This is a genomic window from Amnibacterium sp. (assembly GCF_025463795.1).
Lineage (GTDB): Bacteria > Actinomycetota > Actinomycetes > Actinomycetales > Microbacteriaceae > Amnibacterium.
Window position 1 is genome coordinate 1 of record NZ_JAODBE010000157.1, and the last position, 14,751, is coordinate 14,751.

Annotated in this window: 11 protein-coding genes; 8 read left to right on the top strand and 3 right to left on the bottom strand. The window is 71.4% G+C overall.

The genetic code is table 11. The features are described from left to right. Window positions 1-351 precede the first annotated feature (351 nt). The 3 genes from araB to araA are packed head-to-tail and all read left to right on the top strand — an operon-like array spanning window position 352 to window position 4,270. Complete coding sequence (gene araB, locus JWQ92_RS13260) at window positions 352-2,064, top strand: ribulokinase (RefSeq protein ID WP_297344933.1); 1,713 nt, start codon at window positions 352-354, stop codon at window positions 2,062-2,064. Beyond that, window positions 2,061-2,759, top strand: coding sequence for an L-ribulose-5-phosphate 4-epimerase (locus JWQ92_RS13265; RefSeq protein ID WP_297344934.1), 699 nt, complete (start codon window positions 2,061-2,063; stop codon window positions 2,757-2,759). The genes araB and JWQ92_RS13265 overlap by 4 nt, the downstream gene beginning before the upstream one ends. Then, the gene (araA, locus tag JWQ92_RS13270) at window positions 2,759-4,270 is read left to right on the top strand and encodes an L-arabinose isomerase (protein WP_297344935.1); all 1,512 of its coding nucleotides are present in this window, start codon (window positions 2,759-2,761) and stop codon (window positions 4,268-4,270) included. Before JWQ92_RS13265 ends, araA begins: the two co-directional genes overlap by 1 nt. A gap of 118 nt (window positions 4,271-4,388) precedes the next feature. Here araA and JWQ92_RS13275 read toward each other — a convergent pair whose 3' ends face one another. Both JWQ92_RS13275 and JWQ92_RS13280 read right to left on the bottom strand, forming a co-directional pair. After that, complete coding sequence (locus JWQ92_RS13275; RefSeq protein WP_297344936.1) at window positions 4,389-5,927, bottom strand: alpha-L-arabinofuranosidase C-terminal domain-containing protein; 1,539 nt, start codon at window positions 5,925-5,927, stop codon at window positions 4,389-4,391. 118 nt (window positions 5,928-6,045) lie between these two features. Beyond that, window positions 6,046-7,134, bottom strand: a complete 1,089-nt coding sequence (locus tag JWQ92_RS13280; RefSeq protein WP_297344937.1) for a LacI family DNA-binding transcriptional regulator — start codon at window positions 7,132-7,134, stop codon at window positions 6,046-6,048. A 266-nt stretch (window positions 7,135-7,400) separates the two neighbouring features. Between JWQ92_RS13280 and JWQ92_RS13285 the strand changes: the two genes are divergently transcribed. The 5 genes from JWQ92_RS13285 (at window position 7,401) to JWQ92_RS13305 (ending at window position 13,331) form a co-directional block, all read left to right on the top strand. Then, entirely contained in the window at window positions 7,401-8,774 is a 1,374-nt protein-coding gene (locus JWQ92_RS13285) for an ABC transporter substrate-binding protein (protein ID WP_297344938.1), read from the top strand. An 82-nt stretch (window positions 8,775-8,856) separates the two neighbouring features. Further along, entirely contained in the window at window positions 8,857-9,825 is a 969-nt protein-coding gene (locus JWQ92_RS13290; protein WP_297344939.1) for a carbohydrate ABC transporter permease, read from the top strand. After that, window positions 9,822-10,727 (top strand): carbohydrate ABC transporter permease, encoded by a 906-nt coding sequence (locus tag JWQ92_RS13295; RefSeq protein WP_297344940.1) that lies wholly within the window; start codon window positions 9,822-9,824, stop codon window positions 10,725-10,727. The genes JWQ92_RS13290 and JWQ92_RS13295 overlap by 4 nt, the downstream gene beginning before the upstream one ends. Before the next feature lie 50 nt (window positions 10,728-10,777). Beyond that, window positions 10,778-12,295: an alpha-N-arabinofuranosidase gene (locus tag JWQ92_RS13300; RefSeq protein ID WP_297344941.1), complete on the top strand. Its 1,518-nt coding sequence runs from the start codon at window positions 10,778-10,780 to the stop codon at window positions 12,293-12,295. Between the two features lie 121 nt (window positions 12,296-12,416). Beyond that, a complete protein-coding gene (locus tag JWQ92_RS13305) occupies window positions 12,417-13,331 on the top strand; it encodes an aldose 1-epimerase family protein (RefSeq protein WP_297344942.1) in 915 nt (304 codons plus the stop codon). 16 nt (window positions 13,332-13,347) lie between these two features. On the opposite strand, the gene JWQ92_RS13310 is transcribed toward JWQ92_RS13305, so the two are convergent. Further along, window positions 13,348-14,751 (bottom strand): alpha-amylase family glycosyl hydrolase (locus tag JWQ92_RS13310; RefSeq protein ID WP_297344943.1); only part of this gene is annotated, 1,404 nt, incomplete at its 5' end.

The window sequence follows — 14,751 nt, forward strand, 5'->3', positions numbered from 1 at the left end:
CCACCGTGCGGCAGGACTTCGGGGCGCTGGGGGAGCGGCTCATGCACCGCCTGGCGGCACTCCTCAGCGACGACCCGGAGCCCGACGACGGGGTCCTGCCCGCGGCCCTCGTCGTCCGGGCCTCGACACGCCCCGCCTGACCCGTCTCCCTGCGGGCGGTCCGGCCGGGAGGGGCGGTGCGTCCAGGAGAACGCGCCCCCGGATCCGGAGGCCTTCGGCGCAGAATCGCCGTCCATCGCGCAGACACCTCGGGCGGAGCGCACCCGCGGAGGCAGCCGCACCGAGGCGGGGTCGCGCCGGGAGCCCGCATCCGGCATAGTGTGAGCGCTCACTTTCGTCGACGGGGATGACATGGCGGATTCGAACGCTTCCGAGCCGGTCGTGATCGGTGTGGACTACGGCACCCTCTCGGGACGCGCGGTCGTGGTCCGCGTGCGGGACGGCGCCGAGCTCGGCTCGGCCGTGCACGAGTACCCGCACGCCGTGCTCGACACGGCGCTGCCCGACGGCACGCCGCTGCCGCCCGACTGGGCGCTCCAGGTGCCGGCCGACTACGTCGAGGTGCTGCAGCGCGCCGTCCCCGCCGCGGTCGAGGCCGCCGGCGTCGATCCCGCCGACGTCGTCGGCGTCGGCATCGACTTCACCGCGTGCACGATGGTGCCGGTGCTCGCCGACGGCACCCCGCTGAACGAGCTGCCCGAGTACGCCGGCCGCCCCCACTCGTACGTGAAGCTCTGGAAGCATCACGCCGCCCAGGGCCAGGCCGACCGCATCACCGACCTCGCCGCCGAGCGGAACGAGCCGTGGCTCGGCCGGTACGGCGGCATGATCTCGTCCGAGTGGCAGTTCGCGAAGGGCCTGCAGCTGCTCGAGGAGGACCGCGAGCTCTACGACCGGATGGACCGCTTCGTCGAGGCCGCCGACTGGATCGTCGAGCGCCTCGGCGGTGTCGCCGTGCGCAACGCCTGCACGGCCGGGTACAAGGGCATCCGCCAGGACGGCGCCTACCCGAGCCACGAGTTCCTCGCGGGGCTGAACCCCGACTTCGCCGACTTCGCCGACACGAAGCTCGCCGGCCCGATCGCCGACCTCGGCACCGCCGCGGGCCGGCTGACGGCGGAGGCCGCGGCCTGGACCGGCCTGCCCGAGGGCATCGCGGTCGCCGTCGGCAACGTCGACGCGCACGTCACCGTCCCGGCCGCGGATGCGGTCGCGCCCGGAACGATGGTCGCCGTCATGGGCACCTCGACGTGCCACGTGCTGAACGCCGACCGCTTCGCCGAGGTGCCCGGCATGTGCGGCGCCGTCGACGGCGGCATCACCGCCGGCTACTGGGGCTACGAGGCCGGCCAGTCCGGCGTCGGCGACATCTTCGGCTGGTTCGTCGAACGGTTCGCACCCGCGGAGCTCCGCGACCGCGCGAGCGCCGAGGGCCGCAGCATCCACGAGGTGCTCACCGAGCTCGCCGGCGCCGAGCCCGTCGGCGCATCCGGCCTCATCGCCCTCGACTGGGAGAGCGGCAACCGCTCGGTCCTCGTCGACCACGAGCTGTCCGGCGTGATCGTCGGCCTCACCCTCGCGACCCGCCCCGAGCAGGTGTACCGGGCGCTCATCGAGGCGACCGCGTTCGGCACCCGGAAGATCGTCGAGACCTACGTCGCGAGCGGCATCCCGGTGGACGAGTTCGTCGCGGCCGGCGGTCTCGTCAAGAACACGTTCCTGATGCAGATCTACAGCGACGTGCTGCGGATGCCGATCTCGGTCATCGGCAGCGACCAGGGTCCTGCGCTCGGCGCCGCCATCCACGCCGCCGTCGCGGCCGGCGCGCATCCCGACGTCGCGACCGCCGCGTCGCAGATGGGGCGGCGGATCCGGGACGCCTTCCGCCCCGACGAGACCCGCGCGGCCGCCTACGACCGCCTCTACGCCGAGTACACCGCCCTGCACGACCACTTCGGCCGCGGCGGCAACGACGTCATGCACCGCCTCGCCGCGCTGAAGCGCGAGGCCTACGCGAGCCGGGGCGCCGCCGCTCCCGAGGCCGGGATCGAGCTGCCGGCATGACCGACGACGTCGAGACCGCGATCCGGCGGATCCGCGACGAGGTCGCGGCGCTGCACGCCGAGCTCGTGCGCTACGGCCTGGTCGTCTGGACCGGCGGGAACGTCTCCGGTCGAGTGCCGGGCGCCGACCTCTTCGTCATCAAGCCGAGCGGCGTGCCGTACGACGCGCTCACGGCGGACGACATGATCCTCTGCGACCTCGACGGACGCGTGATCGCCGAGACCCCGGGCGCCCATCGCAGCCCCTCGTCGGACACCGCCGCGCACGCCTACGTGTACCGGAACATGCCGCACGTCGGCGGCGTCGTGCACACGCACTCCACCTACGCCACGGCCTGGGCGGCCCGCGCGGAGCCGATCCCGTGCGTGCTCACCGCCATGGCCGACGAGTTCGGTGGCGACATCCCCGTCGGCCCGTTCGCGATCATCGGGGACGACTCGATCGGCCACGGCATCGTCGAGACCCTCACCGGTCATCGCAGTCGCGCCGTCCTGATGCGCAACCACGGCCCGTTCACGATCGGCTCCGACGCCCGCGACGCCGTGAAGGCGGCGGTCATGGTCGAGGACGTCGCCCGCACGGTCCATCTCGCCCGCCAGCTCGGCGATCCGCACCCGATCGAGCCGGCGGCGATCGACGCCCTCTTCGACCGCTACCAGCACGTCTACGGCCAGCCCACCGACAAGGAGCCCTGATGCCCCGTCCCGCCTCCGTCCTCTCCGCCGGCGAGGTCTGGTTCCTCACCGGCAGCCAGCACCTCTACGGACCCGAGACCCTCGCGCAGGTCGCCGACCAGTCGCGGGCGATCGCCCGGCAGCTCGGCACCGCTGTGCCGGCCCGGGTCGTGTGGAAGCCGGTGCTGACCGACGCGGACGCCATCCGCCGGACGATGCTCGAGGCGAACGCCGACGACGGGGTGCTCGGCGTGATCGCGTGGATGCACACCTTCAGCCCCTCGAAGATGTGGATCGCGGGCCTCGACGCGCTGGACAAGCCGCTGCTGCACCTGCACACGCAGGCGAACGTCGCGCTGCCGTGGGCGGACATCGACTTCGACTTCATGAACCTCAACCAGGCCGCGCACGGCGACCGCGAGTTCGGCTACATGCTCGCCCGGCTCGACGTGCCGCGCACGGTCGTCGTCGGCCACGTCAGTGATCCGGTGGTGACGGATCGCATCGCGACCTGGCAGCGCGCCGCGGCCGGGCGCTCGACCGCACGGCGGATGAAGCTGGCCCGCTTCGGCGACAACATGCGCTTCGTCGGCGTGACCGAGGGCGACAAGACCGAGGCCGAGCACGTGCTCGGCGTGCAGGTGAACACGTGGGGCGTGAACGACCTCGCGGACGCCGTCGCGGCCGCCGAGGAGTCCGCGGTCGACGCGCTCGTCGCGGAGTACGACGAGGCGTACGCCGTCGTGCCCGAGCTGCGGGCGGACGGCGAGCGGCGGGAGTCACTGCGGTACGGCGCCCGGCTCGAGCTCGGGCTGCGGTCGTTCCTCGAGGAGGGCGGCTTCGACGCCTTCACCACGACGTTCGAGGACCTCGGCGCCCTGCGGCAGCTGCCCGGGCTCGCCGTGCAGCGCCTCATGGCGGACGGCTACGGGTTCGGGGCCGAGGGCGACTGGAAGACCGCCGTGCTCGTCCGGATCGCGAACGTCATGGGGGAGGGGCTGCCGGGCGGCGCCTCGCTCATGGAGGACTACACGTACGACCTCACGCCCGGATCGGAGCTGATCCTCGGCGCGCACATGCTCGAGGTCAGCCCGACGCTGACGACGCAGCGGCCGTCGCTCGAGGTGCATCCGCTCGGCATCGGCGGCCGCGAGGACCCGGTGCGGCTCGTCTTCGACGCCGACCCCGGGCCCGCCCTCGTGGTGGCACTCTCGGACCTGCGCGACCGCTTCCGGCTCGTCGCGAACGTGGTCGACGTCGTGGCGCCGCCCGAGCCGCTGCCGAAGCTGCCCGTCGGCCGCGCCGTATGGGAGCCGCGCCCCGACTTCCGCACGTCCGCGGCGGCGTGGCTGACCGCCGGTGCCGCGCACCACACGGTCATGACGACGGCGGTCGGCATCGAGGCGTGGCGCGACCTCGCCGGCATGCTCCGCACCGAGCTGCTCGTCATCGACGAGGGCACGACGCTGCACGGCTTCGAGCACGAGGTCCGCTGGAACGCGGCGTACCACCGGCTGGCCCGCGGCCTCTAGCCGTCCGCAGGCAGCGTCGCGGGCCGCCGGGTGCCGTGCGCAGGTTCCGGAGCCGTGTGCAGGTTCGGACGGCCGGATCCGTCCTGCGGACGGCACGAGAACCTGCACACGGGCGGCGTCAGCCCAGTCGCCGCCAGTCCGTGCCGAGGCCGCTGAGCTGCCAGCCGGCCCGATCGGCGGTCGGCACGCTCGCCTCGAACCGGCAGACGGTCACGCTGTGCGGCGGCAGCACGACCGAACCGTCGCCGCCGAGCTCCCGCGCCTCCGGCCGCACCGCGTCGGGCGCCGCGACGCTGTTGTAGGCGTCGGGCGAGTCCGAGGCCAGCACGGTCGATTCGATCCGGCCGGTCGGCAGCAGTCCGTCCACCCGCAGCTCGCAGCGGGCCTCCTCGGCCGCGCTCTTGTTGACGAGGGCGACGGACACCGCGCCCGTCGCCGGGTCGACCGTCGCGATCGCGTCCACGGTCGGCACCTCGGTCCCCGCGGCGTTCATCGAGGTGCTCCACACCGCGGTGTCGAGCACCTCGGCCTCGAGCAGGTTCGCGTACATGCTGAGCACGTGGAAGGTCGTGCGGCGCACGACGCCGTCGGGGTGGACGAACAGCGGGCCTCTGGTGTTCACGGTCGGCGCGATGTTCGCCATCTTCACCGACGACGCGTGCCGCAGGCAGGCGTTCAGGAACGACGCGGAGAACACCGCGTCTGCCATCGTGTAGGTGCTCTCGTCGTCGTTGAGGTCCCGCGCGGCGATGGCGGCGGCTCCCGGCTCCCAGGGGTGGTGCCAGCCCCGCAGGTTCCACTCGTCGAAGGCGATCGCCACGTCCTCACCGCTCGCCCGGATGACGGCCTCCATGCGCGAGATCGCGCGCTCCGGCTCCAGCGTCATCGCCATCGCCTCCTCGTAGCCCGAGGGGGCGTTGACCGAGTCGAGCCGGTCCCAGTAGCCGTGGATGGAGACGAAGTCGAGGTACTTCCCCGCGCTGCGCAGCAGCGGCAGGGCCCAGTCCAGGTCGTCCACGGCGGCGGCCATGAGCGAGACGGTGGGGTCGGTGCGGCGCATCATCTTCGCCGCCTCGGTCACGTAGCGCGCCCAGTCGGGCGCCGACTTCGCGCCGATCTCCCAGTCGCCGTAGTTCTCGTTGCCGATGCTCCAGAACCGCACGCCGTAGGGGTCCGGATGCCCGTTGGCCGCCCTGCGGTCGGCCCACCGGCTGCCCTGCGCCAGGTTGCAGTACTCGAGCCAGTCGGCCATCTCCTCCGGCGTGCCGGTGCCCGCGTTGGTGCAGAGATACGGCTCGGCGCCGAGCCGCCGGCACCACTCCAGGAACTCGTCGGTGCCGAAGGTGTTCGGATCCGTGACCCGCCAGGCCTTGTCGTAGGTCGGCGAGCGGTCGGGGCCCACCCCGTCGAGCCAGTGATAGGCCGAGACGAAGCAGCCGCCCGGCCAGCGCACGTTCGGGATGCGCAGCTCGCGCAGGGCCTCGAGCACGTCGAGCCGGAAGCCCTGCTCGTCGGCGAGCGGCGAGCCGGGCTCGAAGATGCCCCCGTAGACCTGCCGGTGGAAGTGCTCGATGAAGTGCCCGAACACGTCGCGGCTGTAGGGCACGGCCGGCCGTGCGGTGGCGATGTCGATCCGGGCGGACAGCGCAGCGGGCATCGTGCTCCTCGTCGTCGAGTGGTCGCGCCGCAGTGGGCCGCCGGTGCGCTGGGCATCCGGACGGCTCCGTCCCGGCGGCGCCGGAAGCCACACCGTACAACGTTCTACACGGGCGCCGTCAATCGACGGGTGAGGCGGATCGGATCCGCGGTGCCGCCGTCGTGCGCCTCGTCACCAGCGTGGGCTTCAGCAGCACCGACCGCGGTTCCGTCCGCCCGCCGATGCGCTCCAGGAGCAGCTGCGCGGCCCGCGTGCCGAGCTCGCCGGCGCCCTGGTCGACGCTCGTGAGCGACACCGGAGCGAGCATGCCGATCGGGGAGTTGTCGTACCCCGCCACGGAGATGTCGCCGGGCACGTCGATCCCGACGTCCCAGAGCACACTCAGCAGGCCGAGCGCCGCGACGTCCGCTCCGGCGTGGATGGCGGTCGGCAGCGTCTCCCGCTCGAGGAGCAGCCGCGCCGCGGCGGTCCCGCCGTCGTTCGTCCAGGACGTGCGCACGACGTCGATCCGGTCCTCGAGCCCGTGGCGCCGCATCGCCGCCTCGTAGCCGCGGGCTCGGGCACGGAACGGCAGGGTCGGATCGTCGTCCGGCGAGTCCACGGTGAGGTGCGCGATGGAGCGGTGTCCCAGTCCGACGAGATGGTCGACGATCAGGGCCGACCCGATCCCGTCGTCGGTCGCCACGGTGTCGAACCCGACCGCCGCGCCGCCGCGGGCCACGACCACGACGGGCAGCACGCTGGCGAAGCGCTCGAGCTCGGCCTTCGGCATCGTCGGGGTCATCAGCACGAGGCCGTCCATGCGGTGGTCGATCATGGCCTCGACCATCGCGATCTCGGACTCGACGCTCGGCTCGGCCTGGCCGATCAGCACCGCGTAGTCCGCCCCGGCGAACACCGGCGCGACGCCCGACAGCACCTGGTCGTAGAACTGGTTCTGGATGTCGGAGACCAGCACGCCGACGGTGAAGGTCTTGCCGCGCATTCCTCGGGCCGAGACGTTCGGGCGGTAGGCGAGCGCCGTCATGGCCTCCTGCACGCGCTCCCGCATGGCGGGGCTCACGCCGTAGGCGCCGCGGAGGACCTTGGATGCGGCCGCGGTCGACACGCCGGCTCGGCGAGCGACGTCGCGCAGCGTGGCACGCCGCGCGAGCGGCACCGGGGCATCCGGCATCGGTTCCGGGACCGCCTCGGTCTGCTCGCTCACGTGCACATACTGCCGCCACTGCCGATCCGCGGATGGCAACGACCGCACGGCGGCGATCCGGGGCGGCGACGCGCCGTTATCGGATCGAGACGTTCCGACGCGCCGTGGTCGGGTGTACAGTCCTCGCGTATAACGTTCTACGAGATCGTTTCGCAGGGCGTTGGGAGCACTTGGCGGGCTGCACCGGCCCGGCTCGACCCTGCACCAGCAACCACAGTGACGTGCACGTTGCAGGCGACGTTCACGTCCGTTCAAGGGAGAACGCAGTGAAGAAGACAAGGCTCGTCGTCGTGGCTGCGGCCGTCGGCGGCATCCTCACGGCGCTGGTCGGCTGCTCGCCGAGCGGCGGCGGTGGAGGCGGCGGTGGCGGCAGCGTCGAGCACGCCACCAACTGCACGAACAAGCTCGTGGTCAAGAGCGCGCCGACCGTCACCGTCTGGGCGTGGTACCCGAACATGGCGAAGGTCGTCGACAACTACAACAACGCCCACAAGGACGTGCAGGTCTGCTGGCGCAACGCCGGCGCCGGCGGCCCCGAGTACGACAAGTTCCAGACCGCGGTCTCCGCCAACAAGGGCGCGCCCGACGTGGTCATGCTCGAGGCGGACCACCTCACGAACTTCGAGATCCAGAACGCGCTCGTCGACATCAGCAAGTACGGCGCGAACAAGGTCAAGGGCAACTTCAGCGCGGGCGCCTGGAAGGACGTCTCGTCCGGGAGCGCCGTGTACGCGGCGCCGATCGACGGCGGGCCGCTGGCGATGATCTACCGCACCGACGTCTTCAAGAAGTACGGCATCACCACCCCGCCGAAGACGTGGGCCGAGTACGCGGCCGATGCGGCGAAGGTCAAGGCCGCAGGCGGCCCCGCCTTCGGTGACCTGGGCGGCAACGTCCCGGCCCTGATGATGGCGCTCGAGATCCAGAAGGGCGCGCAGCCCTTCGTCTACGACTACAGCGCGAAGCCGAAGGACATCACGATCAAGCTCGACGACCAGGCGTCGAAGGACGTGCTGAACTACTGGGGCGACCTCTCGAAGAAGGGCCTCGTCGGCAAGCAGGACCAGTTCACGACCGACTACATCTCGGGCGTCGTGAACGGCAAGTACGCCACGTACATCTCGGCCGCGTGGGCGCCCGGCTACCTCACCGGCGCCGGTGTGGGCAAGGGCACCGACAAGGGCAAGTTCGCCACGGCTCCCCTTCCGCAGTGGGATGCGGCGAACCCGGTGTCCGTGAACTGGGGCGGCTCGGCGCTGGCCGTGACGACGCAGGCCACCGACAAGGCCCTGGCGACGAAGGTGGCGCTCGGCCTCTACGCGGACGACGCGTCGCTCGCCGACGGCTGGAAGACCCAGACCATCTTCCCGCTGAACCAGAACGTGCTGAAGTCCCCGGAGTTCGTCAACGCGAAGATCGACTTCTTCGGCGGCCAGACGGCGAACAAGGACGTCTACGTGCCGGCGGAGAACGCCTACAAGGGCTTCACCTACCCGCCGTTCACCGTCTACTACTACGCGCAGCTGCAGAACCAGCTGACCGCCATCAACGCCGGGAAGATCGACGGCGCGGGCGCCGCGACGGCCCTCCAGGCCCAGATCATCAAGTACGCGAAGAGCCAGGGGTTCAACGTCAAGTAGCAGGAACCGCGGCAGGGCGGATCCGGTGCGCTGAGAACGCGCACCGGATCCGCCCCGGGCCGCCGGAACCGGAAAGGGACCCATGACCTCCACCACCACCGCCGTCGGCGCCGACCGCCCGGCGGCCCGGCCCGCCCGCGCCACCACCCGTCGCAACCCGTCCCAACGCCGAGCGGCCCGCCGCCAGGCGCTGATCGGCTGGACGTTCATCCTCCCGTTCGCGATCGTCTTCGCGGTCTTCCTGATCGCCCCGCTCGTCTACGCCTTCTACCTCAGCCTCTTCACCAAGGGACTCGCGACCGGCACGCAGTTCTCGTTCTTCGGGAACTACGTGCAGGCGTTCACCGACCCCTCCTTCCTGAAGGGGCTCTGGTTCGTCGTCCGGTTCGTGGTGGTCCTCGTCCCGGTCCAGATGATCGTCTCCCTCGCCGCGGCCCTCGTCCTCGACGCGATCACCACGCGGTTCGCCCGGTTCGCGCGGCTCACGATCTTCCTGCCGTACGCGGTGCCCACGGTGATCGGTGCACTGATGTGGGGCTTCCTCTACAGCCCGATCTTCGGCCCGACCCAGCAGATCGCCTCGGCGATCGGCGTGAGCGCCCCGGTGCTGCTCGGCCCGGACACGATCTTCGGCAGCCTGGTCAACGTGGTGACCTGGCAGTGGGCCGGCTACTACATGATCATCATCTACGCCGCCCTCCAGGGCGTGGACTCGACCGTCTACGAGGCGGCGCGGATCGACGGGGCGAACGCCTGGCAGCTCGCCTTCCGCATCAAGGTGCCTATGGTCGCGAACTCGCTGGTGCTGATCCTGGTCTTCGCGCTCATCGGCACGCTCCAGTTCTTCAGCGAGCCGCAGATCCTCCGGCCGATCGCCAACGGAACGATCACGCCCGACTTCACCCCGAACATCTACGCCTACTCGGTCGCCTTCTCCTACGCCCAGTTCAACTACGCCTCCGCGATCTCGTTCGCGCTCGGATTCGTGGTCTTCCTGTGCGTGTTCGTGTTCCTGTTCGCCACGCGCAAGCGAGGGAGTGTCTTCGCATGACCGCCGTCTCCACCCGCGTCCGGCCGGGCGTCGCCGCCCGGCCGGCGAAGCGCCGCCGACCGAGGAACGTGGTCGCGCACCTGTTCCTCGGTGCCTTGATCGTCTACTTCCTGATCCCGCTCTGGTGGCTCGTCATCGCGAGCTCGAAGGACGCGGTCGGCCTGTTCAGCGGATCCGGCTCGCTCTGGTTCAGCGATGCGATCCACTACGTCGCGAACCTGCAGGACCTGTTCACCTACAACGGCGGGATCTACCTGCGCTGGCTCGGCAACTCGGTGCTCTACGCCGTGGCGGGGGGAGCCGGCGCGACGGTGATCGCGGTGCTCGCGGGGTACGGGTTCGCGAAGTTCGCCTTCCCGGGCCGGAACCTCATGTTCGCGGTGGTCCTCGGGTCCGTCATGGTGCCGCTCACGGCGCTCGTGATCCCGACGTTCATCATGTTCTCGGACCTGCACCTCACCGACACGATCTGGGCGGTGATCCTGCCCTCGCTGCTCAGCCCGTTCGCCGTGTACCTGATGCGGGTGTACATCGCGGACGCCGTGCCGACCGAGCTGCTCGATGCGGCGCGGGTCGACGGCGCCGGCGAGTTCCGCACCTTCGTGTCCGTCGCCCTGCCGCTGCTCCGGCCGATCATCGTGACGGTCCTGCTGCTCGGCATCGTGGCGACCTGGAACAACTACTTCCTGCCGCTCGCGATGCTCTCCGACTCGAGCCTCTACCCGATCCCGGTCGGCATCGGCCTCTGGGAGGGGCTCGCCGGGCAGAACAACGGCGGCGGCCACTCGCTGTGGAGCCTCATCATCATCGGCTCCCTCGTGTCGGTCATACCGCTGATCATCGCCTTCCTGAGCCTGCAGAAGTACTGGCAGGGCGGGCTCTCGATCGGCAGCCTCAAATAGCGGCCCGGCCGCGTCACGATCCACTCGAACCACGAATCGGAAGCACAGCCATGCCTGCAGCACGCCTCACCCTCGACCCCGCCTTCGTCGTCGCGTCCCTCGACCGCCGGCTCTTCGGCTCCTTCGTGGAGCACCTCGGCCGCTGCGTCTACGACGGCCTCTACGAGCCCGGCCACCCCACCGCGGACGCGGAGGGGTTCCGGCAGGACGTCATCGACCTCGTCCGCGAGCTCGGTGTGACGACCATCCGGTACCCGGGCGGCAACTTCGTCTCCGGCTACCGCTGGGAGGACGGGGTCGGCCCGGTCGAGCAGCGCCCGAAGCGGCTCGACACCGCCTGGCACTCGCTCGAGACCAACGAGGTGGGGCTGCACGAGTTCGCCTCATGGAGCGACAAGGTCGGCAGCGAGCTGATGCTCGCGGTGAACCTCGGCACCCGCGGGGTGCAGGAGGCGATCGACCTGCTCGAGTACACGAACATCCCCTCGCCCTCCGCCTTCTCGCAGCAGCGGGTCGCGAACGGGGCCGACGCGCCGTTCGACGTGCGGATGTGGTGCCTCGGCAACGAGATGGACGGTCCGTGGCAGCTCGGCTACCGCAGCGCCGAGGACTACGGCGTGCTCGCGAGCCGCACCGCCAAGGCGATGCGGCAGCTCGACCCCGACCTCGAGCTCGTGGCGTGCGGCAGCTCGAACCGCCACATGCCGACGTTCGGCTCGTGGGAGCGCACCGTGCTCGAGCACACCTACGACGACGTGGACTTCATCTCCTGCCACGCCTACTACCAGCTGCACGACGGCGATCTCGGCAGCTTCCTCGCCTGCGCGACCGACATGGACGCGTTCATCGAGGAGATCGCCTCCGCCGCCGATCACGTGAAGTCGATCCGGCGCAGCGACAAGACCATGAAGATCTCGTTCGACGAGTGGAACGTCTGGTACGTCGACCGGTACCACGACGTCGACCGGATCACCGCCGTGGGGGAGTGGCCCGTCGCGCCGCGCCTGCTCGAGGACGCCTACTCGGTGGTCGACGCGGTGGTCGTCGGCAACCTGATCATCTCGCTGCTCAAGCACGCCGACCGGGTGCGGTCCGCGAGCCTGGCGCAGCTCGTCAACGTGATCGCGCCGATCATGACCGAGCCCGGTGGCGCGGCCTGGAAGCAGACCACCTTCTTCCCGTTCGCGCTCACCGCCCGCCTCGCGCAGGGCGAGGTGCTGAAGCCGGCGCTCGAGGTGCCCGCGTACGCCACGGCCGCCTACGGGGACGCGCCGCTGGTCGACGCGGTCGCCACGCGCGACCCGGACACCGGCGCCGCCGCGGTGTTCCTCGTCAACCGCTCCGTCGACGAGGCGATCACGGTCACGGTCGACGTCGAGCGCCTCGGCGCGCTGCGGATCGCGGAGACGCACACGCTCGCGGACGCGGACCCGTTCGCCGCCAACACCCTCGAGGACCAGGAGCGCGTCGCACCGGCGGCCAACGACTCCGCCCGTCTCGACGAGGACGGCGTGCTCACGATCGAGCTCCCGCCGGTCTCGTGGACGGCGATCGCCCTCACCCGCTGACCGGCCCGTCCGCCGTTTTCAGGAGTTCCCGCGCGATACGCCGCGCTCAGGTGCTGAAAGCCCTGAGATGCGGCGGGGGATCCTGAAAACGGCGGATGCGGTGCTGGACCAGGATGGTCGGATGAGCGCTCCGCTGTCCGGCACCCAGGTCCGCCTCGAATCCGGCCCGTACGCGGCCGACATCGCCTCGGTCGGCGCGAGCCTCCGCTCGCTCACCGCCGGCGGGCGCGACCTGGTCGTGCCGTTCGCCGCGGACGCCGTCCGCCCCCTGTACCGAGGCGTCGTGCTCGTGCCGTGGCCGAACCGGGTCGTCGACGGCCGCTACACGTTCGAGGGCGTCGAGCAGCAGCTCGCCCTCACCGAGCCGGAGCGCGGGCACGCCCTGCACGGGCTCGTGGGCTGGACCGACTTCCGCGTCGCGGCGTCGACCCCGACCCGCGCGGTGCTCGAGGCCGAGGTCCCGGCGCAGCAGGGCTACCCGCACCGCCTCGCCGTCACCGTGACCTACACCCTCGGCGCGGACGGGCTCGAGACCCGCATCCGCACCGAGAACACCGGCCCCGACGCGGCGCCGTACGGCACGAGCGGTCACCCCTACCTGGTCGGCGGCCCCGGCCACGTCGACGACTGGACGCTCACCGTCGCCGCCGCGCAGGTGCTCCAGGTCGACCCCGAGCGGCTCGTGCCCACGGGGCTCGCGCCGGTCGCGGGTGGCTCGTTCGACTTCCACGAGGGCCGGGCGATCGGCGACCTCTTTCTCGACCACGCGTTCACGGGCCTCGCGCGGGACGCGTCGGGCCTCGCGCGGGTGGAGGTGCGGGCGGCCGACGGCCACGGCGCCGCGCTCACGTGGGACGACGTGTGCGGCTGGGTGCAGCTGCACACCGCGGACCGTCCCGAGCCGGAGTGGAACCGAGCCGGGCTCGCCGCCGAGCCGATGACCTGCCCGCCCGACGCCTTCAACTCCGGCACCGACCTGATCGTGCTGCAGCCCGGCGACCACCACGAGGCGGCCTGGCGGATCGCCGCCGTCTGACGCCCGCACGGATCGGTTACGCGGTGGCGCCGGGCGTGGCGCCTGCGGGCGCGGCGGGTACTGCGGGCGTCCGCGCCTGGGCGCGGAGCGCCAGCGATGCGGCGACGGAGTGGTCGGGCGGCGGCTCCGGCTCGGTGTGGGCCCGCAGCACCAGCACCGACCGGGAGCGGAGCACGAAGTGGGCCCCGGCGGCCAGGGGCGCCGAGTCCGCCGCCGCGCCCGCGGTGTCGATGAGCACGTCCCAGGCGGCGCCGAACGCGGCCGCCGGCAGCGTCGACTGCACGTCGATCTCCGCCGCGGAGAAGTAGACGAGGAAGTCGAGGTCGACCAACGGCACGCCCCGGCTGTCGTGCTCCCGGATGCCCGAGCCGTTCAGGTACATGCCCACGGCCTTGCCGAAGCCGTTGTCCCAGTCGCCGGCCTCCATCTCGGATCCGTCCGGCCGCAGCCAGACGAGGTCCGGCAGGGGCGCACCCTCCGGGCGCGGCACGGGCCGCCCGTCGAAGAACCGGGTGCGACGCAGCGACGGGTGGTCGTGGCGCAGCCGGGCGACCGCGGCGACGAACTCGACGAGCGGGGTGTCGACGTGCTCCCAGTCGATCCAGGTGACGGGGGAGTCCTGCGCGTACCCGTTGTTGTTGCCGCCCTGCGTGCGGCCGAGCTCGTCGCCGTGCAGGAGCATCGGCACCCCCTGGCTGAGCAGCAGCGTGGCGATGAAGTTGCGCTGCTGCCGCGCCCGGATCTCGAGCACCGCGGGATCGTCGGTCTCGCCCTCGACGCCGCCGTTCCACGACCGGTTGTCGTCCGCGCCGTCCCGGTTGCCCTCGCCGTTCCCCTCGTTGTGCTTGCCGTCGTACGAGACGAGGTCGCGCAGCGTGAACCCGTCGTGCGCCGTCACGAAGTTGACCGACGCGACGGGGCGGCGGCCGGAGTTCTCGTAGAGGTCCGCGGATCCGGTCATCCGGGTCGCGAACTCGCCGAGCGCCTGCGACTCGCCCCGCCAGAAGTCGCGAACGGTGTCGCGGAACCGCCCGTTCCACTCGGTCCACTGCGGCGGGAAGTTGCCCACCTGGTAGCCGCCGGGCCCCACGTCCCAGGGCTCGGCGATCAGCTTCACCTGGCTGACCACCGGATCCTGCTGCACCAGCTCGAAGAACGTCGCGAGCCGGTCGACGGCGTAGAACTCGCGGGCCAGCGCGGCGGCCAGGTCGAAGCGGAAGCCGTCGACGTGCATGTCGAGCACCCAGTAGCGCAGCGAGTCCATCATCAGCTGCAGCGCGTGCGGCTGCCGCACGTTCAGGGTGTTCCCCGTGCCGGTGTAGTCCGCGTAGTACCGCGGATCCCCGTCCTGCAGCTTGTAGTACGCGGTGTTGTCGATGCCGCGGAACGACAGCGTCGGCCCGAGGTGGTTGCCCTCGGC

What these genes read in the sequence shown, in the direction of transcription:
- JWQ92_RS13295 (WP_297344940.1), top strand. Translation starts at nt 9,822, where the DNA reads ATGACCGCCGTCTCCACCCGCGTCCGGCCGGGCGTCGCCGCCCGGCCG.
- JWQ92_RS13275 (WP_297344936.1), bottom strand. Translation starts at nt 5,927, where the DNA reads ATGCCCGCTGCGCTGTCCGCCCGGATCGACATCGCCACCGCACGGCCG.
- araA (WP_297344935.1), top strand. Translation starts at nt 2,759, where the DNA reads ATGCCCCGTCCCGCCTCCGTCCTCTCCGCCGGCGAGGTCTGGTTCCTC.
- JWQ92_RS13265 (WP_297344934.1), top strand. Translation starts at nt 2,061, where the DNA reads ATGACCGACGACGTCGAGACCGCGATCCGGCGGATCCGCGACGAGGTC.
- JWQ92_RS13290 (WP_297344939.1), top strand. Translation starts at nt 8,857, where the DNA reads ATGACCTCCACCACCACCGCCGTCGGCGCCGACCGCCCGGCGGCCCGG.
- JWQ92_RS13300 (WP_297344941.1), top strand. Translation starts at nt 10,778, where the DNA reads ATGCCTGCAGCACGCCTCACCCTCGACCCCGCCTTCGTCGTCGCGTCC.
- JWQ92_RS13305 (WP_297344942.1), top strand. Translation starts at nt 12,417, where the DNA reads ATGAGCGCTCCGCTGTCCGGCACCCAGGTCCGCCTCGAATCCGGCCCG.
- araB (WP_297344933.1), top strand. Translation starts at nt 352, where the DNA reads ATGGCGGATTCGAACGCTTCCGAGCCGGTCGTGATCGGTGTGGACTAC.